Source organism: Stenotrophomonas sp. KH_052 (assembly GCF_057838755.1).
The window spans coordinates 1,135,270-1,150,810 of record NZ_CM174475.1 but is presented as its reverse complement, the minus strand read 5'-3'; the positions used below and the strand labels follow the sequence as shown (position 1 = coordinate 1,150,810).

Annotated in this window: 11 protein-coding genes; 4 read left to right on the top strand and 7 right to left on the bottom strand. The window is 65.8% G+C overall.

Annotated elements, in window-relative coordinates:
* Nucleotides 1–11 precede the first annotated feature (11 nt).
* Nucleotides 12–299, bottom strand: coding sequence for a hypothetical protein (locus tag AC3ITW_RS05235; RefSeq protein ID WP_032969190.1), 288 nt, complete (start codon nucleotides 297–299; stop codon nucleotides 12–14).
* A gap of 248 nt (nucleotides 300–547) precedes the next feature.
* Here AC3ITW_RS05235 and AC3ITW_RS05230 point away from each other — a divergent pair, with 248 nt between their 5' ends.
* Together AC3ITW_RS05230 and AC3ITW_RS05225 are read left to right on the top strand one after the other, a co-directional pair.
* Nucleotides 548–1,447 (top strand): hypothetical protein, encoded by a 900-nt coding sequence (locus tag AC3ITW_RS05230; RefSeq protein ID WP_012510345.1) that lies wholly within the window; start codon nucleotides 548–550, stop codon nucleotides 1,445–1,447.
* 10 nt (nucleotides 1,448–1,457) lie between these two features.
* Entirely contained in the window at nucleotides 1,458–1,832 is a 375-nt protein-coding gene (locus tag AC3ITW_RS05225; RefSeq protein WP_012510344.1) for a hypothetical protein, read from the top strand.
* Between the two features lie 50 nt (nucleotides 1,833–1,882).
* Here the strand turns inward: AC3ITW_RS05225 and AC3ITW_RS05220 are convergent, their stop codons facing one another.
* From AC3ITW_RS05220 to AC3ITW_RS05200, 5 genes are all read right to left on the bottom strand, one after another.
* Entirely contained in the window at nucleotides 1,883–2,341 is a 459-nt protein-coding gene (locus tag AC3ITW_RS05220; RefSeq protein ID WP_004147717.1) for a GNAT family N-acetyltransferase, read from the bottom strand.
* A 113-nt stretch (nucleotides 2,342–2,454) separates the two neighbouring features.
* Nucleotides 2,455–2,841 (bottom strand): SseB family protein, encoded by a 387-nt coding sequence (locus tag AC3ITW_RS05215; RefSeq protein ID WP_100434191.1) that lies wholly within the window; start codon nucleotides 2,839–2,841, stop codon nucleotides 2,455–2,457.
* A 122-nt stretch (nucleotides 2,842–2,963) separates the two neighbouring features.
* Nucleotides 2,964–4,679 carry an alpha-amylase family glycosyl hydrolase gene (locus AC3ITW_RS05210; protein ID WP_100434190.1) on the bottom strand — a complete coding sequence of 572 codons (1,716 nt, stop codon included), beginning with the start codon at nucleotides 4,677–4,679 and terminating at the stop codon, nucleotides 2,964–2,966.
* On the bottom strand, nucleotides 4,679–6,166 hold the full coding sequence (locus AC3ITW_RS05205; protein ID WP_100434189.1) for an MFS transporter: 1,488 nt from the start codon (nucleotides 6,164–6,166) through the stop codon (nucleotides 4,679–4,681). Before AC3ITW_RS05205 ends, AC3ITW_RS05210 begins: the two co-directional genes overlap by 1 nt.
* Nucleotides 6,163–8,355, bottom strand: a complete 2,193-nt coding sequence (locus AC3ITW_RS05200; RefSeq protein WP_100434188.1) for a glucosidase family protein — start codon at nucleotides 8,353–8,355, stop codon at nucleotides 6,163–6,165. The genes AC3ITW_RS05205 and AC3ITW_RS05200 overlap by 4 nt, the downstream gene beginning before the upstream one ends.
* 237 nt (nucleotides 8,356–8,592) lie before the next feature.
* Between AC3ITW_RS05200 and AC3ITW_RS05195 the strand changes: the two genes are divergently transcribed.
* Both AC3ITW_RS05195 and AC3ITW_RS05190 read left to right on the top strand, forming a co-directional pair.
* Nucleotides 8,593–10,644, top strand: a complete 2,052-nt coding sequence (locus AC3ITW_RS05195; protein WP_100434187.1) for a glycoside hydrolase family 97 protein — start codon at nucleotides 8,593–8,595, stop codon at nucleotides 10,642–10,644.
* 251 nt (nucleotides 10,645–10,895) lie between these two features.
* The gene (locus AC3ITW_RS05190; RefSeq protein ID WP_489390121.1) at nucleotides 10,896–13,652 is read left to right on the top strand and encodes a TonB-dependent receptor; all 2,757 of its coding nucleotides are present in this window, start codon (nucleotides 10,896–10,898) and stop codon (nucleotides 13,650–13,652) included.
* A 232-nt stretch (nucleotides 13,653–13,884) separates the two neighbouring features.
* Here AC3ITW_RS05190 and AC3ITW_RS05185 read toward each other — a convergent pair whose 3' ends face one another.
* The gene (locus AC3ITW_RS05185; protein ID WP_100434186.1) at nucleotides 13,885–15,498 is read right to left on the bottom strand and encodes an alpha-glucosidase family protein; all 1,614 of its coding nucleotides are present in this window, start codon (nucleotides 15,496–15,498) and stop codon (nucleotides 13,885–13,887) included.
* Nucleotides 15,499–15,541: the final 43 nt, after the last annotated feature.

Below are 15,541 nucleotides of genomic sequence, written 5' to 3'. Positions count from 1 at the left end.
GCACAGCGCCTTCAGCGCGCCGCCGCCTTCGGCCCCAGCAACGCCAGCAGTACATAGACCACGATCGAGGCGACGGTACCCAGTGCCGCCGGCAACCCGAAGGCCCAGGCCGACCGGCCCTGCTGGCGCGCCCACTGCGCCAGATGCCAGGCCGCGCCCAGGTTGATCAGCCAGGCGATGACAAACACCGGCCACTGCACAATGCCCACCGCGCGCAGCAAGGGCATGGACACCAGCGCGGCGGCGATGGCCGCGATCAGGAAGATCAGCGCGGCGCGGGAATGATGGGGTGCAGCCATGGTCACGTTATCAGCCACCAGAAGATGGAGTCCGCTTCCAGAATAACGCTCACTGACCTTGGGTGCAGCAGATGGCCCCATCGCCGCCAGATTGGATGCCTTACACCAGGATCCTCGGATCTCTGACGCACCGCACGGCGGATACCGATACGCGGCGGTCGCCACGAAGCGCAAGGTGAATGAGTGGGAACACCGTGGATCAGGAGGGTGTGCCCACGGGTACACCCACTCGTCCAAGGAGTCACTTTGTGAAAATGGTCTCTGCAGCCACCTTGATTCTGGCAGGCACCGCGCTTTCCCCGTTCGAGGCGCACGCGGTCCAGGTAGTCACCTGTGGCAATTGCACTCAATCCTGGCAATACGAATCCGCTGGCGAGATGGCTCATGGGTTCCGACGTGGCTGGGAGGTCTATCTCGTGGTCAACCCCAACACCGCCCAAGCACTCTACGTCACCGTCAACTACATTCCTCCTGGCGAGGTTCCCAGACGCTTCCACCAGGCCGCTCCCCAAGGTGATCCGGGAGTCGCGGCTGACATCAACGTTCCAGGCTGGCGCCTACCGAGCCAGCCGGTGCTGTCACGGCATGGACAAGGTGACTTCGACAGCAGCTCACAGGGCTTGGCGGACAGCGAACGGCTTCAGCTCGAAGCAATTGTCCGAATGTCGAAGGAATGGGTGTTCATCAAACCCAGGAACGACAGTGGATACTTTTCAAGTGTGTATGTCGCAAACCAGTTCATTCCGGCAGTCGACGATGCGATCCGAATCGCGCATACGACGAACAATCCAGCCTGGCAGCATGGACAGATAAATGGAAACCTCGTTGGCTCCCTTTTCAGGTCGCTTGAGCATTTCTTCGGCAGAGGTGTTGGCGGCTGCCTGCTGATGGACAACGGCGACACCGCCTGCTGGCAGATCAATCCAATGGCCAGAGGGGCGGCGCGACTGATCAAAGGCACGGCAAAGGATGTTCTTGGCCAAGCCTTGCCTGAATCAGACACCATCAAGAACGGGGGAAAGATTGATATTGATGTCGATAGGGGCGATTGGCCTCGCGAGGTGCGCTACAACTTCAGTGGCGGCTACTTCCGATGCGGGTCGGTAAATGGAAAGCTGGACCGCTGCGAATGGATCCGCCCGCGCTAGGAGATTAGTCATGAAGATATGGTTGCAGCTGGGAACGCATTCCCTGGTGGCCATTGTGTTCTCGCTTCTGGGGGCATGGCACATCACCCACGGACTGCCCAGCCTCAGACACCAGTACAGCGACGACCTCGCCATGTCCATCCATCTGTTGTTCGACGAGGATGGCGAGGCAAGGTCGCAGGCTGAACTTCAGTCCAGAATCTCGTCCCACATCGCCAACATGCTCCTGCTTTCAGCCAGCTCACCCGGGAAGTCAGATGCAGAGAATAACCGTCTTGCAGAAATCAGCAGGCGCATTCTCCAACAGGATCTCCTGAGATACATCGAGCGTGACGAAGTACGACGCAATGCTGCCCTCACGGCCGGTGGCCTGGCGGGCGATTGAGCATCCGTTGCCCGGAGTCTCCAAAACTCGGGCACGCCATGACACTTTTCTTATAGGGAACGCACCATCACCAGCACGCGACAACCATGGTTGTCGGCTTCCTGCAGCGGCTTCCAGCCCAGCCGCGTATACAGACCGCCATCCAGGGATTCGGTCTGCAGGTGCAGTTCGGAAACGCCCATCCGCACCGCCTGCGCCGCGGCCTGTTCGACCAGCGCGCCAGCCAGCCCACGCCCGCGATGACTATCGGCCACGAACACGCTGCCCAGCCAATGCTCGTACTGCGGGAATGCCGGCATCTCCCTGCGCTTCAACTGCACCGCGCCGACCACCTGGTCGCCATCGAAGGCGGCAATCAGATGCGGGAGACCCTCGGCATCCTGCGGCCGGTTGAGCCGTTGCAGTTCCTGTTCAAGCGACAGGCCAGCGTCCCGGCCCCATTCCGCGTAATACCACTGCGCCAGTTGCTGCCGTTCCGGTGCGTCGGCGGGTAATTCCCTGAACTCCATGGCGGTGCCTCAATGGGGAAGCGTTCTGTAGAGTCGAGCCATGCTCGACTGATCTGGCATTGTGCGAACGGCAGTCGAGCATGGCTCGACTCTACAAATTACACGGCGGCGGTTCAGCCCTGCGCAAAGTCCTTCAGGATCTCGCCCACGCCGCTCGGTGAGATCTCGAAGCCCAGCGGGGTGCCCGGATTGATCACCACGCCATAGCCACCCGGCACGCGGCGCAGCACGTCCAGCATCAGCCAGCGGATATGGTGTTCGGCCTGCTGGCTGTAGGTGCCGACCCGCGACGGGTCGGTGAACACGGCCACATGCAGGGTGCCCTGCTTGTCGAACAGCAGCGGGTCGAAGCCGCTGCCGTCGGGGGTGACCAGGCTGCCGGTCAGGAGCACCACCTCGGAGGCGACGAAGGCTTCCATGAAGGCGCGGATCGGCACCGCCCCGTCCATCGCCGCCTTCAGCAGGGTTTCGATCGGGGTCTGCGGGGCGAGGTCGGTCATGGCGGTACGGCGGGGCGTGAGGGGGGCCTATTGTGCCGGATGCAGCCAAACCAGGTAGTGCCGGCCGCTGGCCGGCACCTGAAGGTGCCATGGATTCATGGGTTGCCGGCCAGCGGCCGGCACTACCGCCCCAGCCGCTGGTCCCGCGCCCGCTGGTCGGCCATCGCCTTGTCCAGCTCAGCCTGCAGGGCCGGCTCCTGCACGGCGGCGTCCAGCACGTACACCTTCACGCCGTGCGCGGGCACGTCGGCCTTCAGGGAGGCATCCACCTGCAACGAACCGCCGTCCAGTGCATCGCGCCAGCGGCCTGCCTGCACGTAACGCGCTACGGTGAAGGTTCTGGCCCGGTCGCCCTTGTTCAGCAGCACCAGCGCGGTCTGCGCCACGTCGCCCTGCTGCAGCACGCGGAAGAACACCGCCTCGTCGCCCTGCAGGCGTTCGTTCACCTGCAGGCCGCGCTGCAGGGCCGGGGTGGCTGCGCGCAGCCTGGCGATGCGCTGCAGCGGCGTGAAGATCGGGCTCTGCGGGGCAGCATCCACGCGCGGCTGGCCGAAGTAGGCACGGTTTCCTGCGTGCTCGGCTCGACCACGCATGAAGCCGGTTTCCGAGCCGTAGTAGACCACCGGAATGCCGCGTGCGGTGAACAACCAGTTGTGCGCATCGATGAAGCCGTTGTCGCTGGCCTGCAGGCGCGGCATGTCGTGGTTGTCGTAGAAGCTCATCAGCTCGTACGGATTGGCGTACGGGCCGCCGGTCAGGTGCAGTGGCTCGGCCAGGGTTTCAAAGCCCTTGCCGGCGATGCCGAAGGTCTGTTCCAACGCGCCGCGCAACGGGAAATCCAGCACGCTCACGTTGGCATTGGACGGCCAGGTGTGTTCGGCGATGCTCGCCGCGTTGTAGTCGAACGCTTCGCCGAACATGAACATGCCCGGATGTTCAGCGCGGATGCGTTTGACGAAGGCATGCCACCACGGATGCGGCAGCCAGCCGATGGTATCGATGCGCAGCGCATCTACCCCTTGTGAAGTCCACTGCAGGTAAGCACCCACCAGATAATCCATCACCGCCGGATTGTCCTGGTTGAAGTCGGACAGTTCAGCCAGGTTGCCATCGAAGATCGAGGCGTCCTTGCTGTCGACCGGACCGATGTTGTTGTAGAACGCGTGCAGCGGGTTGTGCTTCGGGTCCAGTTTCTGCGGTGGCAGGTTCTGGTGATCGGCGATCAGCGTGCCGTCCTTGTCGAAGATCTGGCCGAACTGCGGCTGCCGCGTCGGCATGGTCCAGGCCGGCGAGCCGTGGTTGCCGACAATGTCCAGCACCACTTTCAGGCCTGCGCCATGCAGGCCCTTGGTCAGCCCGGCGAAGTCCAGATCCCTGCTGGGCAGGTGCTCATCGAGTTTGTAGAAATTGACGCCCCAGTAGCCGTGATAACCGGTCTTGCCACGATCGGTCAGCGTGCTGGTACAGCTGATCGCCTTGCTGCCGGTGAACGCCTCGTCCGGGTTGTCGATGATCGGCGTGATCCATACCGCGCCGAAGCCGAGGTTGCGGATGTACTGCGCATTGTCGAGCACGCCGCGGAAGTCGCCACCGAGGTAGCCGATATTGCCGTCCACCTTGTCCGGGCACGGCACCGGGATATCGAAGGTGCGGTGCTTGCCGCCCTGGTCGCGGTGGTCGTTGGACGGGTCACCGTTGACGAAGCGGTCGGTGACCACGAAGTACACCGCATCGCTGGCGAACGGCTCAGTGGTGCCGACATAGTCCGGGCGCGGCGCGGCCGCCGCATGGCCGGCCAGCAGCACCAGGGAAACAGCAACAGACAGCGCACCACGCATCACACCACCTCCGGACGGGACGGAACCCGCAGCACGCACAGGCCGGCGACGAACAGGCTGCAGCCGCCCAGCACCAGCACATGCATCGGCTGGCCACCCAGCCAGGCGCGCAGGGCGAAGCCGAGCGCACTGGCCGCGACCAGCTGCGGGATCACGATGAAGAAATTGAAGATGCCCATGTACACGCCCATCTTCGATGCCGGCACACTGTCGGACAGCAGTGCGTATGGCAGCGAAAGAATGGATGCCCAGGCGAAGCCGACGCCGACCATCGACAGCAGCAGCCAGTGTGGGTCGCGGATGAACATCAGCGACACCAGGCCGGCACCGCCCAGCCACAGGTTGACCAGGTGGCTCCAACGCAGGCCGATCGCACGCACCATCGGCGGGATCAGTACCGCGGCCAGCGCAGCGAAGCCGTTGTAGGCGCCGAACAGCACCCCCACCCAGTTGGCTCCCTCGTTGTAGGCCGCCGACTGCGGATCGGTCGAGCCGAAGTGGATACCGGCCACCGCGGCGGTGGTGTAGATCCACATCGCGAACAACGCGAACCACGAGAAGAACTGCACCCACGCCAGGCGACGCATGGTGACCGGCATCGCGCGCAGATCGCCGACGATGGCGGCCAGCATGTGGGTGCCCGGCAGCGCACGGGCGAGCGCAAGCAGCACGCCGTAACCCGCACACAATCCCGCAAGCACGTACAGCATCTTGTCGCCCTGCCGCCAGGCGATCAGCAGCGCCAGCACCACGCCGAGCCCCAGCCACAGCGCCACCTGCGTCCACGGCGCCGGGCCACCGATGGCAGTCCCTGCGTGGTGCGCTGGCGGCTCGGCATCATCAAAGCCAGCCAGCTCCGTCGGTGAGTACTCGCGGGTGCTGACCACCGTCCAGGTGATCGCCGCCAGCAGCACCACCGCACCGAAGTAGAACGCATAGCGCACGGTATCGGGCACTTCGCCGGCAGCTGCGGTATTGGCCACACCGAAATGGGCGAGGATGAACGGCAGGAAGCTGGCAACGATGGCACCGACACCGATGAAAAAGCTCTGCATCGCGTAGCCGACCGGTCGCTGGCGCGGTGCCAACTGGTCACCGACGAAGGCGCGGAACGGTTCCATCGACACATTGATCGAGGCGTCCAGCACCCACAGCGTGCCAGCGGCAATCCACAGCGTTGGCGAGTTCGGCATCACCAGCAGGGCCAGTGTGGTCAGCACCGCGCCGATCATGAAGAACGGACGGCGGCGGCCCCAGCGCGTCCAGGTGCGGTCGGACAGGTAGCCGATCACCGGCTGCACCAGCAGGCCGGTCAGCGGCGCAGCGATCCACAGCCCCGGCACCGCGTCCATGTCCGCGCCCAGGGTCTCGAAGATGCGGCTGGCATTGGCGTTCTGCAGGGCGAAGCCGAACTGGATGCCGAGGAAACCGAAACACATGTTCCAGATCTGCCAGAACGACAGCTGCGGTTTGGCGGGACGACTCATCGTGCGCCCTCTTCCATCGCCACCGGCGCCACCTTCAGTGCCTGCACCTGGGCCTGGTTGAGCACACCATCACGCCCGCCCTTGCCGCCGGTGTAATGCGCGAAGTGCTGCAGCGCGCTCATGTTGAAGCCCTCTTCAAGCGTGACCGTGCACCGCCCCTTGGGCACCGCGAATGTTGCCGAGGTCGAATCCTGCACCGCCACGCTGTGCGGCAGGGTGACCGTATGCCGCTGCAACGGCTGGCCCGGGCACTGCAGAACCAGCTGCTTGACCGCAGCCGTGACGCCGGTGTTGATCGGCCCGTTCGCGTTGCTGTACTGCAGGCGCAGGCCCACCTGCCCGGCCTGGGCCGCGGTGAACTGCCAGCGTTCCTCGCCCTTCAGCACCTGCTGCGGACCGACGCAGAGCATCGGGCTGTGCAGCGATTCCAATGCACCCTCGCGCCGGGTCAGGCTGAGGCAGTGCCGCAGGCCATCGTCGCTGATGTGCACCGGGCCATTGCTGGCGGCGACGGCCCTGCCGTCCTTCCACAGAACCTGCCCAGTCGTGACCGGCACGCTCCAGCCAGCGCCATTGCGTGTGGCCTGCGGTGCGGTCGGCGTGGCCGGCGCACGCGCATTGGCGTCGGCGGTTGTGCCACCGAAGCCGGTCGCGGACTGTGCAGCCATCAGCTGCACCGTGGTCGTGTTGCCCTGGATCAGCGTCCTGCCCGCCACCAGCAGGCCATCACCCAGCTGCTGCGGGCGCTCCAGCACGTAGCGCTTGCCACCGGCCTCCAGGCTGATGCGACGCTGCGTACCGAACAGCTCCGGCACCAGTGTGACCGGCAGCTTGGGCTGCACGCGGCCATCGTCCTGCACACCGAACACACCTTCGAGCACCATCGACAGATAGCCGGCCACCGACCACAACTGGCGTTCGGAGTTGACCACCGGGCCGCTGAGTGCGCCTTCGTCGACATGCACGGCCTGGCTGACCAGCTCGTAGTTCTCCATGTTGGAAGCGGCCAGCGCCGCGCCCTGCATCAGCGAGCGGATTTCGGCAGCGATGCGCGGCGCATCGTCCAGCTGCCGCGCCGCACGCAGCGAGTAGGCGCTGACGAACGGCCAGATCGCGCGGTTGTGGTAGATCGGCTGCTGCGACTCCTGCGGCCACACCACCGGACTGCCGGCCGGCCCCATCGGGTAGGCGGCCAGCGCACGGCGCGCACGCTCGGCCGGCAACACCTCGGCGAGGATGCCCAGCGACAGGCCGAGCAGATCGACCTTGGCGTAGGGCACCGGGTGCGCGGCTTCGCCGATGTAGCTCATGTACTGGCCCATGTCCTCGCGCCAGAAGCGCGCATCGATCTGCTGCGCCAACGCATCGGCCCACGCCTTGTAGTCAGCCGCGCGGGCATCACCATGTTGGCCAGCCAGGCGTTCGGCCAGGCGCAGCGCCTGGTAGTGCAGCACGTTGGTGGACAGCGCATAGGAATCGCCGATGAAGCGCACGTCCTCGCGGGTCCAGTCCGGATAGGTCTGCTCACGCCAATCCAGGAAGGAGGTCTCGCCACGATAAAGGCCCATTCGCGCGTCGAACACCATCGCGCGGTCCTGCGCCAGCGTACCCTGCAGCGCCTGCCAGACCTGGTCGGCAAACGCGCGATCCTCCAGCAGGTGACGTGCCGCCAGGAACCACACCACGCGATCGCTGCTGATCGGCCAACTGCCACCGGAACCGGTGTCCTGCGCCACGAACAGGCCGGGCGTATGCCCGTCGCGCGCTGCGGACAGCTTGAACTGCAGCGACTGCCGCGTGCGCTGCGGGTCCATCCGCGCCAGCGCCAGATCGGCGGCGAAGCTGACATCGCGGGTCCACACGTAGGGCCAGCGCGCACCTGTCTGGAAGCACTCGCACGGCACCGGCCGGCCCTCATCGAATGCAGGATCGCGGATCGCATCCACGCGATCCTGGTCCATCTCCTGCTGGGCCAGCGCGAACAGTGCATCGAACATCACGCTTCCGGTCTGGCTGCGCATCGGTGCGGCTGCGATCTGCACTGCGCCCTTCGGCGCATGCAGCACGAAGCTGCCGTTGGCAGCGGCTTCGGCGCGCGCATGGCGGCCGTCGAATTGCAGGTCGGCCGCCTGCGCGGTCGATCCCAGCGCTGCCCCCAGGGCAGCGGTCAGGCAAATGATCTTCAGCATCGAAGCGGCGGACCGGCTTGCGCCCGTCGGCCTCCCTCCCTCTCTGCACGCGTTGTAGGTCCGCACCGTCGTTGCCGACGGGCGGGCGCGGCCCCTCCCTCAAGGTGCCTTGGCCCCATGGTAGACGCGGGGCTGTCGGCTGCGTCCAGCTGCATACGTATTCATGGCGCCACGCGGTAGCGCGCCTGCCGCGCTGGCTTATGGTCCGGGTCTGCCAACGGCGCCTTGGGAGGGGAAATGCCGATGTCGCACACGGTTGTACGCGCGCTGTTCGCGCAGATGCTCGGCCTGGCCCTGCTGGGCCTGGCCACGCTGGCGCAGGCCGCGCCGCAGGTGGCCAGTGTCGAATCACCGGGAAAGGTGCTCAAGGTCAGTCTGGTGCTGGACGGTGGCACCGCGCGCTATCGCGTCGAGCGCTTCGGCGAGGTCGTGGTGGAGGATTCGAAGCTTGGCTTCGCCCTGCGCGACGGCCGCCTGGACCGTGATTTCGCCCTGCTCGGCCAGCAACGGCGCAGCAGCGATGACAGCTGGGAGCAGCCCTGGGGCGAACGCCGGGTCACCCGCAACCACTTCAACGAGCTGACCGTGCAGCTGGCCGAGACCACCGGCAGCAAGCGTCGGCTGGACGTGGTGTTCCGCGTGTACGACGATGGCCTCGGCTTCCGCTACGTATTCCCCGGGCAGCCGAACCTGCGCGAAGCCATCATCGATGACGAGCTCACCGAGTTCGCCATCGCACAGGATTCCACCGCGTGGTGGATCCCTGCCGGGGAACCGATCCACTACGAGTACCTGTACCAGCGCACGCCGCTGAACGAGGTGCCGCTGGTGCATACACCGATGACCCTGCGCAGCCGCGACGGCCTGCACGTGGCGATCCATGAGGCCGCACTGGTGGACTACGCCGGCATGTGGCTGCGCCGCACCGAAGGCCAACGCCTGCGTGCGCAGCTGTCGCCTTCGGCCGAAGGCTGGAAGGTGCGCCGCACCCTGCCCTTCGCCACGCCGTGGCGCACGCTGCAGATCGCCGACCGTGCCGGGGGCCTGGTCGAATCGGACCTGATCCTCAACCTCAACGAACCCAACGCGCTGGGCGATGTGAGCTGGGTGAAGCCGGCCAAGTACCTGGGCGTGTGGTGGTCGATGCACCTGGACAACGAGAGCTGGGCGACCGGGCCGACGCATGCGGCGACCACCGCGAAGACGAAGAAGGTGATCGACTTCGCCGCCGCGCACGGCTTCCGTGGCGTGCTTGTGGAAGGCTGGAACCCGGGCTGGGACGGCAACTGGGTCGGCAACGGCTACGACTTCGACTTCACCCGCGCCACGCCCGATTTCGATATCGAGGCGCTGTCCGCCTACGGCCTGAAGAAGGGCGTGCACCTGATCGGCCACCACGAAACCGGCTGCGCCATCGAGCACTACGAGGAGCAGCTGGGGGCTGCGCTGGACCTGTACGCACGGCTGGGCGTGGACCAGTTCAAGACCGGCTACGTCTGCGATGACGGCCAGGTCGACCGCCGCGATCCCGCCGGTGGCCCCCTGTGGCGCGAGTGGCATGACGGGCAGTTCATGGCCCACCACCATCTGAAGGTAGTGCAGGAAGCCGCGCGCCGGCACCTGTCAGTCAACCCGCATGAGCCGATCAAGGACACCGGCCTACGCCGCACCTATCCCAACTGGATCTCGCGCGAAGGCGCACGCGGCATGGAGTACAACGCCTGGGGCCAGCCGCCGAACCCGCCGGAACATGAGGTCAATCTGGTGTTCACCCGCATGCTGGCCGGGCCGATGGATTACACCCCCGGCATCCTCAGCTTGAAGGGCCGCCACGGCCAGGCCATTCCCAGCACGCTGGCACGCCAGCTGGCGCTGTACGTGGTGCTGTACAGCCCGATCCAGATGGCCGCCGACCTGCCCGAGCACTACCTGCAGCATCGCGAGGCATTCCGTTTCATCGAAGACGTCGCGGTGGACTGGGAGCAGAGCCGCGTGCTCGATGGCGAAGTGGGCGACTACGTGACGATCGTGCGCCGCGACCGCAACAGCCGCGACTGGTTCCTCGGCAGCATCACCGACGAGCACGGCCGTGTGCTGCCGGTGTCGCTGGGCTTCCTGGAACCGGGCGTGCGCTACCGCGCCGAGATCTACCGCGATGGCGAGGGCGCGGATTTCCGCAGCAATCCCTTCGCATTCGCGCGCGAAACCCGAGAGGTGACCAGCGCCGACGTGCTGACGCTGGTGCTGGCACCGGGGGGTGGGCAGGCCATTCGTTTCACGCCGCTTTGAATGCCGCGGTAGTGCCGGCCGCTGGACGGCAACCCGGTGAACGCGATTGCCGGCCAGCGGCCGGCACTACCGCAAACAGAACCTGAAAGCGATTACATCCCTGCAAACGCCATTGAATACGTATGCAGGGTGATTCCCGCGAAGAACGCGCTGCCTACCATAGCGGCGACGACAGCGGCCACCGCGTCGCACGTCCACGGTCACTCCGGGACGTTCACGAATCGATCTGCAACATTGCCTGGGAGGGGAAAATGTTGAACCACAAGCGCAGCGCGCTGAGCATCGCGCTGGCCGTTGTCCTGGCGCCGACGCTGGCGTCGGCACAGTCCACGCAGAGCACCACCACGCCGGCCGCCACCGCCGCCACCAACCTGGATACGGTGCAGGTCACCGGCATCCGCCGCGGCATCGAGAGCGCCATCGCGGTCAAGCAGGACGCCACCTCGGTGGTCGAAGCGATCTCCGCCGAAGACATCGGCAAGCTGCCCGACGTCAGCATCGCCGAATCGATCTCGCGCCTGCCCGGCCTGGCCGCGCAGCGTGTGGCCGGTCGTGCGCAGGTGATCAGCGTGCGCGGCCTGTCGCCCGACTTCGCCACCACGCTGCTCAATGGCCGTGAAGTGGTCAGCACCGGCGACAACCGTGGCGTCGAGTTCGACCAGTATCCGTCCGAACTGGTCAACGGCGTGACCGTGTACAAGACCCCGGATGCCGCACTGGTCGGCCAGGGCCTGTCGGGCACCATCGACATGCAGACCGCACGCCCGCTCAGCTTCGGCGAGCGCGTGATCGCAGTCAGCGGCCGCTACCAGAAGAGTTCATTGGGCCGCGCCGCCAACGTCGATCCGTACGGCAACCGCTTCAGCGCCAGCTACATCGATCAGTTCCTGGACAAGACTCTGGGCATCGCCATCGGCTACGCGCACAGCGACATGCCGATCCAGGAAAACCAGGTTGGCCTGTATGAGCCGTGGACCACCGAGCACACCGACAAGGGCAACCGCCCGGGCGTCGCTGCGGGCACCTACTTCTCCGATGGCATCAAGGCACTGCGCCGCACCGGCAACAACAAGCGCGACGGCGTGATGGCCACCATCCAGTTCCGGCCGAACAACAGCTGGACCAGCACCTTCGATGCGTTCCACACCGAAGCCGAGCAGATCGATACCGCCAACCAGTTCGAGCTGAATCTCAGCAACTACAACGGCAACTACACCCCGGGCCTGCTGGTCAGCAACCCGCAGGTCAATGGCAACGGCTCGTTTACCGGCGGCATCGCCAGCGGCGTGTATCCGCTGGTGCGCGGCATGTACAACAAGCGCAAGGACAAGATCGACGCGTTCGGCTGGAACAATGAGTTCAACTTCAGCGGCGTGAAGCTGGTCGCCGACCTGAACTATTCCAAGGCCACCCGCGACGAGCTGAACCTGGAAAACAACCTGCAGCTGACCCCGATGCCGCAGCTGGATACGGTCGGCGTGCAGTTCCGCCAGAATGGTTTCTCGCAGATCAGCCCGGGCCTGAACTACTCCAACCCGGATGCGCTGTTCCTGACCAACACCATCTACGGCTCCGGCTACGGCAAGGTACCGAAGGTCGAAGACCGCCTGAAGGGCGGCAAGCTGGCCGCGACCATCGCCCTGCCCGACGCCATCGCCTCGTGGGCACCGGACCTCGACATCGGCGTCAACTACGCCGACCGCCGCAAGGTGAAGACCCAGTCCGAAGGCAACATCCTGCTCGGCGCGCAGGGCGATGCCAACATCGCCTCGGACCTGCAGTACCGTCCGGTGAACCTCGGCTTCGCCGGCATCGGCTACATCCCGGCCTGGAACGTGCCGGCCGCGGTGGGCCGTTACATGACCTTCAACCCGGTCGACAACCTGGACTACCTGATTCCCAAGTCGTGGACGGTGCAGGAGAAGATCACCACCGCCTGGGCGCGCCTGAACATCAACACCGACATCGGCGTGGTCGGCGTGCGCGGCAACATCGGCGTGCAGATGCAGCACACCGACCAGAGCTCGGACTCGCGCTACTGGGACAGCTCGCAGGCAGCCGGCAACAACGTGCAGCCGTACTCGAACGGCCGCACCTACAACGATTGGCTGCCGAGCTTGAACCTGGCCTTCATGTTCCCGCACCAGCAGACGCTGCGCTTCGCTGCCGCCAAGCAGGTCGCACGCCCGCGTGTGGACCAGATGCGCGCCGGCCTCGAATTCGGCGTGGATACCGGCACCGGCCGCCCCGGTGGCAGCGGCGGCAATCCGTTGCTGGATCCGTGGCGTGCCACCGCGCTGGACCTGTCCTACGAGAAGTACTTCGGCGAGAAGGCCTACGTGGCCGCAGCGATCTTCTACAAGGACCTGAAGAGCTACGTCTACACGCAGTCGGTGGACAACTACGACTTCACCGCACTGCTGGGCAGCTATGTACCGCCGCCTGGCATGACCACGCCGGTGCTGACCACCGGCACCTTCTCCGCCCCACAGAACGGCAAGGGTGGCACGCTGAAGGGCCTGGAACTGACCGCATCGTTCCCGCTGGAGATGCTGACCGACAGCCTGCGTGGCTTCGGCGTGCAGGCCAGCGCGACCTTCAACAAGAGCGATATCACCATCCTGGACCCGGAAAGCGCTTCCAGCGTGGGCAACGATCCGATCAGCCTGCCGGGCCTGTCCAAGCGCGTCTACAACTTCACCGCCTACTACGAGCGCAGTGGCTTTGAAGCACGCGTGAGCCAGCGCCGTCGTTCGGACTTCATCGGCGAGATCGGCAACTTCAACGGCAACCGCAGCCTGCGCTACGTGGTCGGCGAGAACGTGACCGATGCACAGCTCAGCTACACCTTCAGCGACAGCAGCACCCTGCGCGGCCTGACCCTGCTGCTGCAGGGAAGCAACCTGACCAACGAGCCGTACCGTACCTACGCCGGCAGCAAGGACCGCCCGCTGGAGTACATCGAGTGGGGTCGCACCTACATGCTGGGCGTGAACTACAAGTTCTGAGGCAGCGCCGGGCCATGCCCGGCGACCCGGACCCGGTAGTGCCGGCCGCTGGCCGGCAACACAAAGGGAGCAGGACCGGAAACCCGTTGCGCAGGCAGCGGGTTTTCTTTTGCGCGCATGCCGACAATAGATCCGCGCCGTGCGTAGATGCCTTTCGCCGGAAGCTCACCCACAAAAAAGGGACGGGGCGCTTCGGCCCCGTCCCCGCAAGTACCGCCACCGGAGAAAACGGTCAGCTGCGACGTGCGCAATACACCGCACGCGGCGGCAGCTGGAGTTCATTGCCCTGCACCGTGCCCGCATCCGGGCCCGGCACCGCCACCTGCTGCCAGTTGCCCGGCGGCAGCGGATGACTCACCGCCTCGGCCGACAGGTTGAAGGCCAGCAGGAGGGTTTCATCTGCAAGCATACGCTCGAACAGCAGCACTGGCTCGGCGCTTTCGATGAATCGGATGCTGCCATGCAGAAGCGCCGGCTGGGTATGCCGCCAGCCCAGGAACGCCCGGAACGCGGCCAGCACCGAGTGCGGATCCCGCTCCTGCACGGCCACTGCCGCCGCCCGGTGCTCGGCCGGGATCGGCAACCACGGCTGGCCCGAGGTGAACCCGGCCAGCGGCGCATCGGTCCACGGCAACGGGGTGCGGCAGCCATCCCGCCCCTTGAAGTTGGGCCAGAAGGTGATGCCGTACGGGTCCTGCAGGGCTTCGAACGGCACCTCGGCCTCGGCCAGGCCCAGTTCCTCGCCCTGGTACAGACAGACCGAGCCGCGCAGCGAGCACAGCATCGCCACCAGCATCCGCGCCAGGCGCGGGTCGGCTGGGTGGCCGCCCCAGCGGCTGACCGCCCGCTCCACGTCGTGATTCGAAACCGCCCAGCACGGCCAGCCTTCGGTCATCACCGCTTCCAGGCGCGAGACCGTGTCGCGGATGTAGGCCGCGCTGTAGTCTTCCACCAGCAGCTCGAAGCTGTAACCCATATGCAGGCGACCGTCACGGGTGTACTCGGCGGTGGTCGCCAGCGAGTCCTCCGAGGAGATCTCGCCGAGGCTGACCGCGCCCGGGTACTCGTCCAGCAGCGCGCGCAGCTTCTCCAGGAACGGCAGGTTCTCCGGCTGGGTGTTGTTGTAGTAGTGGTACTGGTAGGCGTACGGGTTGTCCGCGCTGAAGCCGCGCCCTACACGCTTGTCGGCCGGCTTGGCCGGGTTGTCGCGCAGCTCCGCGTCGTGGAAGCAGAAGTTGATCGCATCCAGGCGGAAGCCATCCACGCCACGGTCCAGCCAGAAGCGCACGTTGTCCAGGGTCGCCTGCTGCACGTCCGGGTGATGGAAGTTCAGGTCCGGCTGGTCGACCAGGAAGTTGTGCAGGTAGTACTGCTCGCGGCGCGGCTCCCACTGCCAGGCGCCGCCGCCGAACAGCGACAGCCAGTTGTTGGGCGGCGTGCCGTCTTCGCGCGGATCGGCCCAGACGTACCAGTCCGCCTTCGGGTTGCTGCGGTCCTGGCGGCTCTCGCGGAACCAGGCATGCTCGATCGAGGTGTGGCTCAGCACCTGGTCGATCATCACCTTCAGGCCCAGCCCGTGGGCCTTGGCCAGCAGGCGGTCGAAGTCGTCCAGGCTGCCGAACAGCGGGTCGACGTCGCGGTAATCGGCGATGTCATAGCCGAAGTCGGCCATCGGCGATTTGAAGAACGGCGATATCCAGATCGCGTCCACGCCCAGCGCGGCGATGTGGTCCAGGCGCTGGATGATGCCGGGCAGGTCGCCTACCCCGTCGCCGTTGGCGTCGAGGAAACTGCGCGGGTAGATCTGGTAGATGACGGCTCCGCGCCACCATGGATAGTGCGACATCGACAGCCCCCCTCCGGGCGTGCGGGACCCGCCGGGAGCGGGC

Coding starts and splice junctions, on each gene's coding strand:
- AC3ITW_RS05235 (WP_032969190.1), bottom strand. CDS start 299: ATGGCTGCACCCCATCATTCCCGCGCCGCGCTGATCTTCCTGATCGCG.
- AC3ITW_RS05225 (WP_012510344.1), top strand. CDS start 1,458: ATGAAGATATGGTTGCAGCTGGGAACGCATTCCCTGGTGGCCATTGTG.
- AC3ITW_RS05220 (WP_004147717.1), bottom strand. CDS start 2,341: ATGGAGTTCAGGGAATTACCCGCCGACGCACCGGAACGGCAGCAACTG.
- AC3ITW_RS05215 (WP_100434191.1), bottom strand. CDS start 2,841: ATGACCGACCTCGCCCCGCAGACCCCGATCGAAACCCTGCTGAAGGCG.
- AC3ITW_RS05210 (WP_100434190.1), bottom strand. CDS start 4,679: ATGCGTGGTGCGCTGTCTGTTGCTGTTTCCCTGGTGCTGCTGGCCGGC.
- AC3ITW_RS05205 (WP_100434189.1), bottom strand. CDS start 6,166: ATGAGTCGTCCCGCCAAACCGCAGCTGTCGTTCTGGCAGATCTGGAAC.
- AC3ITW_RS05200 (WP_100434188.1), bottom strand. CDS start 8,355: ATGCTGAAGATCATTTGCCTGACCGCTGCCCTGGGGGCAGCGCTGGGA.
- AC3ITW_RS05195 (WP_100434187.1), top strand. CDS start 8,593: ATGCCGATGTCGCACACGGTTGTACGCGCGCTGTTCGCGCAGATGCTC.
- AC3ITW_RS05190 (WP_489390121.1), top strand. CDS start 10,896: ATGTTGAACCACAAGCGCAGCGCGCTGAGCATCGCGCTGGCCGTTGTC.
- AC3ITW_RS05185 (WP_100434186.1), bottom strand. CDS start 15,498: ATGTCGCACTATCCATGGTGGCGCGGAGCCGTCATCTACCAGATCTAC.